Source organism: Planctomycetota bacterium (genome assembly GCA_026387035.1).
Lineage (GTDB): Bacteria > Planctomycetota > Phycisphaerae > FEN-1346 > FEN-1346 > JAPLMM01.
In genome coordinates, this window is the sequence record JAPLMM010000316.1 from 1 (window position 1) to 5979 (window position 5979).

At 68.4% G+C, this 5979-nt stretch carries 5 protein-coding genes; 2 read left to right on the forward strand and 3 right to left on the reverse strand.

Features of this window, described 5'->3' with window-relative positions; translation table 11 throughout:
* On the reverse strand, positions 1–1946 hold a 1946-nt coding region (locus NTX40_11800; protein ID MCX5649752.1), incomplete at its 3' end, for a hypothetical protein.
* A gap of 145 nt (positions 1947–2091) precedes the next feature.
* On the opposite strand from NTX40_11800, the gene NTX40_11805 reads away from it, so the two are divergent.
* Positions 2092–2871 (forward strand): UvrB/UvrC motif-containing protein, encoded by a 780-nt coding sequence (locus NTX40_11805; protein MCX5649753.1) that lies wholly within the window; start codon positions 2092–2094, stop codon positions 2869–2871.
* A gap of 24 nt (positions 2872–2895) precedes the next feature.
* Here the strand turns inward: NTX40_11805 and NTX40_11810 are convergent, their stop codons facing one another.
* Positions 2896–4053: a hypothetical protein gene (locus NTX40_11810; GenBank protein MCX5649754.1), complete on the reverse strand. Its 1158-nt coding sequence runs from the start codon at positions 4051–4053 to the stop codon at positions 2896–2898.
* 26 nt (positions 4054–4079) lie between these two features.
* The gene (locus NTX40_11815; GenBank protein ID MCX5649755.1) at positions 4080–5081 is read right to left on the reverse strand and encodes a hypothetical protein; all 1002 of its coding nucleotides are present in this window, start codon (positions 5079–5081) and stop codon (positions 4080–4082) included.
* Between the two features lie 143 nt (positions 5082–5224).
* Between NTX40_11815 and NTX40_11820 the strand changes: the two genes are divergently transcribed.
* Positions 5225–5979: PHP domain-containing protein (locus tag NTX40_11820; protein ID MCX5649756.1), on the forward strand; the 755-nt coding region annotated here is incomplete at its 3' end.

The following is a 5979-nucleotide window of genomic DNA, read 5'->3' on the forward strand; positions in this document are numbered from 1 at the left end:
GGGCATCGCGAGTCCGGTCGCGCCGCCCGTGAGGGAAAGATCGTAGGACTTGCCTGGCGTCGCCTGGCCCTTGGCCCGAGTCGCCACTGTCCCGCGATGGCGGAGGCCGGCCGGCCCAGATAGGCCGCGACCTGGCGCGCCAGGATTCCGACGTCGCCCGCGCCTTTCGCGTCGCCCGCCACGGTCCACGCCTGGTCCTTGCGCGTGGCGGTGCCGGACGCCTCGACCGTTCCGGCGGAGGCGGCGAGCGAGAGCGTTTTGACCGCGAGGGCAACAAGCCGCCTCTCGGCGTCGACGTCAACGTGCGCCGATGTGACGAGCGAAATCCGCGGCTCGCTCCACCGTCGCTCTTCGCCCAGCGCGACATTCAGGTCCTTCGCCTCGGCTGAGGCCGAGAGGTCCACGCCTGCGGAATTCGCGCCCTGGGTTTCGGGCGTGTAGGTCCCTGTCGCTTTGACGTGGGCCTGGGCAGTGCGGATGGCGGTTCCCTTGTCGGCGAAATAAAGATCGAGGTCTGTCGCGGCGAGGTTCGCCTCCCCGGAAGTGCCCTTGTCGTCGCTGGCCGCCTGGCCGCGCACAGTCACCTTGCCGGCCATGCGGGACCCCGGTGCGAGCAGGCCGAACGGTTGCAGCGTCCGCGCGAGCACCGCGAGGTCGGCCTGCACGTTCCCCTCGCCGTTCACCCGGACGCGCCCCGTTTCGTCCTGGCCGGGCAGCGTTGCCGAACCGTCCGCCTTGGCCCGCAAGCCGGGCGCTTCGACGTGAAGGCCGCGGACCGTCACCAGCCGCTCCTTGGCCGAGTCGTACGCGACCTCGGCCGAAAGCGAGGCGTCCTGAAGCGTCAGCGTCTTGGTTGTCTGACCGCCGGCTGATGCCGGATCGCCTGTCTTGATGGGCATCGCGAGTCCGGTCGCGCCGCCCGTGAGGGAAAGATCGTAGGACTTGCCTGGCGTCGCCTGGCCCTTGGCCTCGAGTCGCCACTGTCCCGCGATGGCGGAGGCCGGCCGGCCCAGATAGGCCGCGACCTGGCGCGCCAGGATTCCGACGTCGCCCGCGGCCGACAGGTCGCGGCCGTCCCACTGCGTCGAGATCGTGAGTTTCCCTTCGCGCTCGCGGCGCACCATCGCCGTGCCGGAAACGGTGCCCGCGAGGTTGAGGCCGTCGCCGACGCGCGGGACGGCGTCCCAGATCGGAGCCAACGAGAGGTTTTCGCAGCGGGCCCGGACCGTGACGCCCAGCGCGTTCCAACCGCGCCAGTCGTGGGAGAGGCCTTCGATCTCGGCTTCGAGGGAGGCTGCGCCCGTCGCCTCGCCGGACGCGATTTCGAGGCGCGCCTCGAAGGCGTCCTTGGTGGCGCCCGCGACGAAGTCGGCCTCGAGCAAGCGAAGGGTCCCCGCGCCGGTGCGCAGCGAGAGATTGCGGATGCGAATGGATTCAGGGAGGACGGGCGCGGCCGCTTCGGGCTCGGCGGCCTGGGGCGCGGGGGCCTCGGCGGGCTTTTTCTCTTCCGGTTTCTCCGCGCGAGCCGCCGACAGAACGCCGAGAAGTTCCGGCACGGCTTCGCCGTCCTCAATCACCACGCCGCCGATCCGCGGCCAGTGGGTCAAAAGGTCGAGGAGACCCTGGTCGAGGCGAACGGTTGTGACGCGGGCGAGCGGCTCGCCCGCGGCCGATTCGACCCTGAGGCCGTGGACCGCCTGGCTGCCGAACCACGCCAGGCGCAATTCCTCGGCCGAGATCTGCATGCCCACGCGCGCGCCGGCGCGGGCGAAAAGGAAATTCTTGACGAAGCCCATGGAAAGGATTTGCGGCGCGAAGGCGACGAGGGCGACCAGCAGGGCCAACAAAACGATTGCGACGCGAAGCCATCGGCGTCGCTTCGCGGGCGTTTCGGCGGCGCGCTCCCGAGGCTCCGTTGAGTGCGGCGGGGCTTCGCGTTCGCTCATGGACGGTTCCTTGGACTCATTCTATCAGACAGACGGCCGTCGGGGGCGATTATTGTGTCGCCCCGGCGGTTGTCAAGTTCGCAAAAACGGGTACAATAGAATTGAAGGGCAGCCCGTTCCGGGCCGCCCGAAGGCGAAGGGTGCGATGGCGGAAGACCTGAGCGCGTTTCTGGCCAAATGGCCGTACGACCCGGATCGCACGATTCGCCTCATCGAGGGTCGCGACGGCCGGCGCAAGGTCCAGGTCCGGTTGCCTCTCGGCGTCGAGCAGTATGAACTGGACGGCCGGCCCGACGGCGAGAGGCCGTTCGGCTGCGTGTCGCTCCTGGCGCGATGGGAGGCACGGCTGGCGGCCCACCGGCGGCGCTCGGGATCGGACGAAGATTTTTCGATCCCCCCCAAGGCCTGCCACCGGTTACGCGACGAGTGCCTCCTCTTTTACTACCGCTACGTCGTGCTCTTTCAGGTGGGCGAGTACGGCCGGAGCGCCCGCGACACGGCCCGCAACCTGCGGTGCATGGACCTCCTGGCCCGGTACGCCGAGGCAAAAGAGGACCGCGGCGCCATGGAGCAGTACCGCCCGTACCTCATCCGCATGAACCGCGCGAGCCGGGCGCTGCTCGCCGTACGCCGCCGGCAGTACGACATCGCGCTGCGGGAAATCGAGGTCGGCGTCGGGCTGATCGAGAGCCTGCCGGCACAGGAGGAGATGGGCTTTGCGTTCGAGAAGCGCCGATCGCTTGCCTTTCTGCGGGACCTGGCGCGCGAGGTCCGCCAGAAACGGCCGCTGTCGCTGCGGGAACGGCTCGAACAGCGTCTCCGGCAAGCCGTGAAAAACGAGGATTACGAAGTGGCGGCCGAACTGCGCGACCGCCTCAAGAACCTCGGCGTCCGGCGTGCGGCGCCGCGCCGCGATCAGGTGTAGAGGGGGCTTCGCCGCGGTCTCACCTTACTTCGACTGTCCGGCCGGTTCCGGCGCGACTTCCTTCATCGTCACGTTGTCGAACCAGTAGCAGTCCGGAGGCCAGTAGGCGTAGAGCATGAGGCGGACGAACTGGACGGGGGCCGGCGCATCGGCCGGGATCGTGACGATCCGCACGTTATGTTCCCACTTTTCTCCCTGCGTCTTGCACCGCAGCGCCAAGTACGCGTCGTAAACGACGCGTTTCTCGCCGCCGACGTCGCCGTAGCCGCGGATGAAAAGTTTCGGGAAGAATTCCACGGGTCCGCCGAGCGCGCTCTTGCCGCGGTAATCCACTTCGACCTTGTAGGATTGTCCGGGCTTCACCGCAATCGGGTCGGAGAAGTACGCCACGCCGTAGAGCCCCGCCACGGTGTCGTACTTCGGCCCGGAGGTGGGAGTTTTTCCGGGCGCCTGGTCGGCTGTGGCCCCGGCCTTCAGTTGCTCGCGCCACTGGACCCACTGGGAGTGGTACACGTCGGTGTCCATTTTGAGGCACTTGCCGGTCGGGCTCTCGCCGGCCGCCCAGAACGTCGTTAGGCCGTCGATGGGCTGCCAGGCCGCGGGGCTTTTCGCGCCCGCCTCGAAGTCGCCGTTCGGGACGAGGTTCGGCTCGGTGGTGGTGACCTTGGCGTCGGCCTCCGGCGTGGCCGTGGGCGGCGGCTGCTTCGTGCGCCCGGTCAGGGCCTCCAGGATGCGGTCCTGGATGGGCCCGACGCCTTGCGAATCAGCCGCTTCGTAGTGCTCGGAGAACGTTTTCAGGGGGCGCTCGCGGGCGTCGGCCCCGCGGGCTTCGATTAGGCTGCCCGCGCCGGCGGGTTCGACGGAGCCCCAGAGCCCGAGGTGGGCGCCGAACCGCTCGCGGAGGAGGGCGGCGATGTCCTCGGCGGGCGTTTCGGCCGTGGGCAGCGCAAGGCCGGCCATCGCCTCGGTCATGCTCAGACGGTCCACGACGACGAGGCCCAGGCGCCTCGCGCGGAGGCGCAGGCTGTCGGCAAACTTCAGGCCCGTCCGGCCGTCGTCCGGCGAAGTGAACGGGAAGACGACGAGGACGGGCTGGTCCTGGTCCGGCGTCTCGGCCCGCGAGTCGGCGATCGGGCTCGCCTGAAGCGCAATAAACGCGGCGAGAATGGCGGCGGCACGCATCGCGGGACTCCGGCGCGCGGCGGAACTCAGTCCTCGCCGGTGCGCCTCAGTTTGTCGGCAACCTCACGCAGCCGTTTCTCCATCTCCTCTTTCGGGTACTGCGCGTTCTGGAAGAGAATCTCGGAGATCTGCGACCAGTTCGTCACCACGTGGATGGTATCGGGGAGTTGGGCCAACTGGTCGGCCAGTTTCTGGTAGTCTTTCCAGTCGTCCTTCGACCAGTCCACGTCGAGGATGAGGATGGATTTGACGTTGTTCTCCACGTAAGCCTGGGCGTCGGAGAGTTTGTCGCCGATGCCGACCACCAGGTTCTTGAAGGTGCGCTTCAGGTCGTCGAGGCGGTCGGTCTTGTAGCGTTCGCTGCCCGCGAGGAATCCGCTGACCGTGCTCGTGAGCACCGGGCCGCGCGGGAACTGGTTCTCCGCCAGCCACTTCCTGCTGGACGGGCCGAAGACGTCCGGCCGATGCGTCAGATAGACGATGGTGTGGTCTTTGGCGAGGCGCTCCAGGACGACCGCCGCTCCGGGCATCGGTTTGGCGCCCCCCGCCAGGACGCGGAGGAACCCGGAGGCGACGACCGTTTTGTCGAGGTCCGTGACCACGATCTTCGCGTCCGCCGGGCGGGCGGCGACCAGGAGTTCTGCGTCGGGCGCCGGGCGTTTCGGCTGGTCGTCCGGGTGGACGCGCACCGCGAAGAGATAATCGCCCGGCTCGGGAGGGATCTGCCAGGCCGCCGTCGCGTTGCCGTCGTCGTCGGTGCGCGATTCGCCGACGAGTTTGTCGTCGCGGAAGAACCGGATGCGCTTGCCGGGGATTCCTTCCAGGCGAAGGCCGGTGCGCAGGCTCGCCTTCAGTTGGACTTCCTTGCCCGGCTCGACGATCAGGTCGGAGGGGAGGAGAATGGGATCGAGGCGATTGCGAACCGTGTCCGCCAGGTCGCCCAGGCCGCCGTGCGCCGGGCGGGGATTGCAGACAACGACGCAGACCAGGAGGCCCGCGGCCGCGAGGGGCATCATGAATCGTCTCATGGGAAAAAATGTACCCGCAGCGCGGTGTTTCGGTCAACTTTTTTGTGGCATCCTGCCGATGAACGCACATCGTCGTCTCTTCATCAAGACCGGCGCGATGCCGTGTGTCCGTAACAGCGTGGCGTTTCAGCGAAGGAGCAGGGATGACCGGTAAAGTTTCCCTTCCGGACCTGGTTGACCTCCATGTGCATTCTCGGGTGAGCGACGGCGCGCTGGCGCCGCGCGACGTGGTCCGCATGGCGAGCGAGACGGGCTTGCGGGCGGTCGCCGTCACGGACCACGACACGGTGGCGGGCGTGCCGGAGGCCCTGGCCGCCGGCGAAGAGTTCGGCATCGAGGTCATTCCGGCCGTCGAAATCTCGACCGAGTTTGCCGACGGCGCGTGCCACATCCTCGGATACTTCATCGACATCCAGGACGCGGCCCTCGGGGCGCTCCTGGCCGAGGCCCGCGAGGGACGCGAACGCCGGAACGCCCAAATGCTCGAGAAACTCGCGGCGCTCGGCATGCCGCTTGCGACGGACGACGTGCGGCGGCACGTGACAGCCGGCGTGGTGACCCGCGCCCATTTTGCCTCGGCCATGATCGAAAAGGGTTACGTGGCGTCCTGGGACGAGGCGTTCGAGAAGTTTCTCGGCCGCGACAAGGCCGCTTTCGTTTGCCGGAAGCGCCTGGACCCGTTCGAGGCCATCCGCGCCGTGCGGGGAGCGGGGGGGTTGTCGGCGCTCGGCCATCCGCGCCAACTCAACCTCACGGTCGAGGAAACCGAGACGTGGATTGCCGAACTCGCCCGCGCGGGACTCGATGCCGTCGAGACGACGAGCCCGGACCACAGCACCGCCCTGGGGAAACGCTACCGGAAGATTGCCGAGCGGCTCGGCCTCGTGGAGACGGGCGG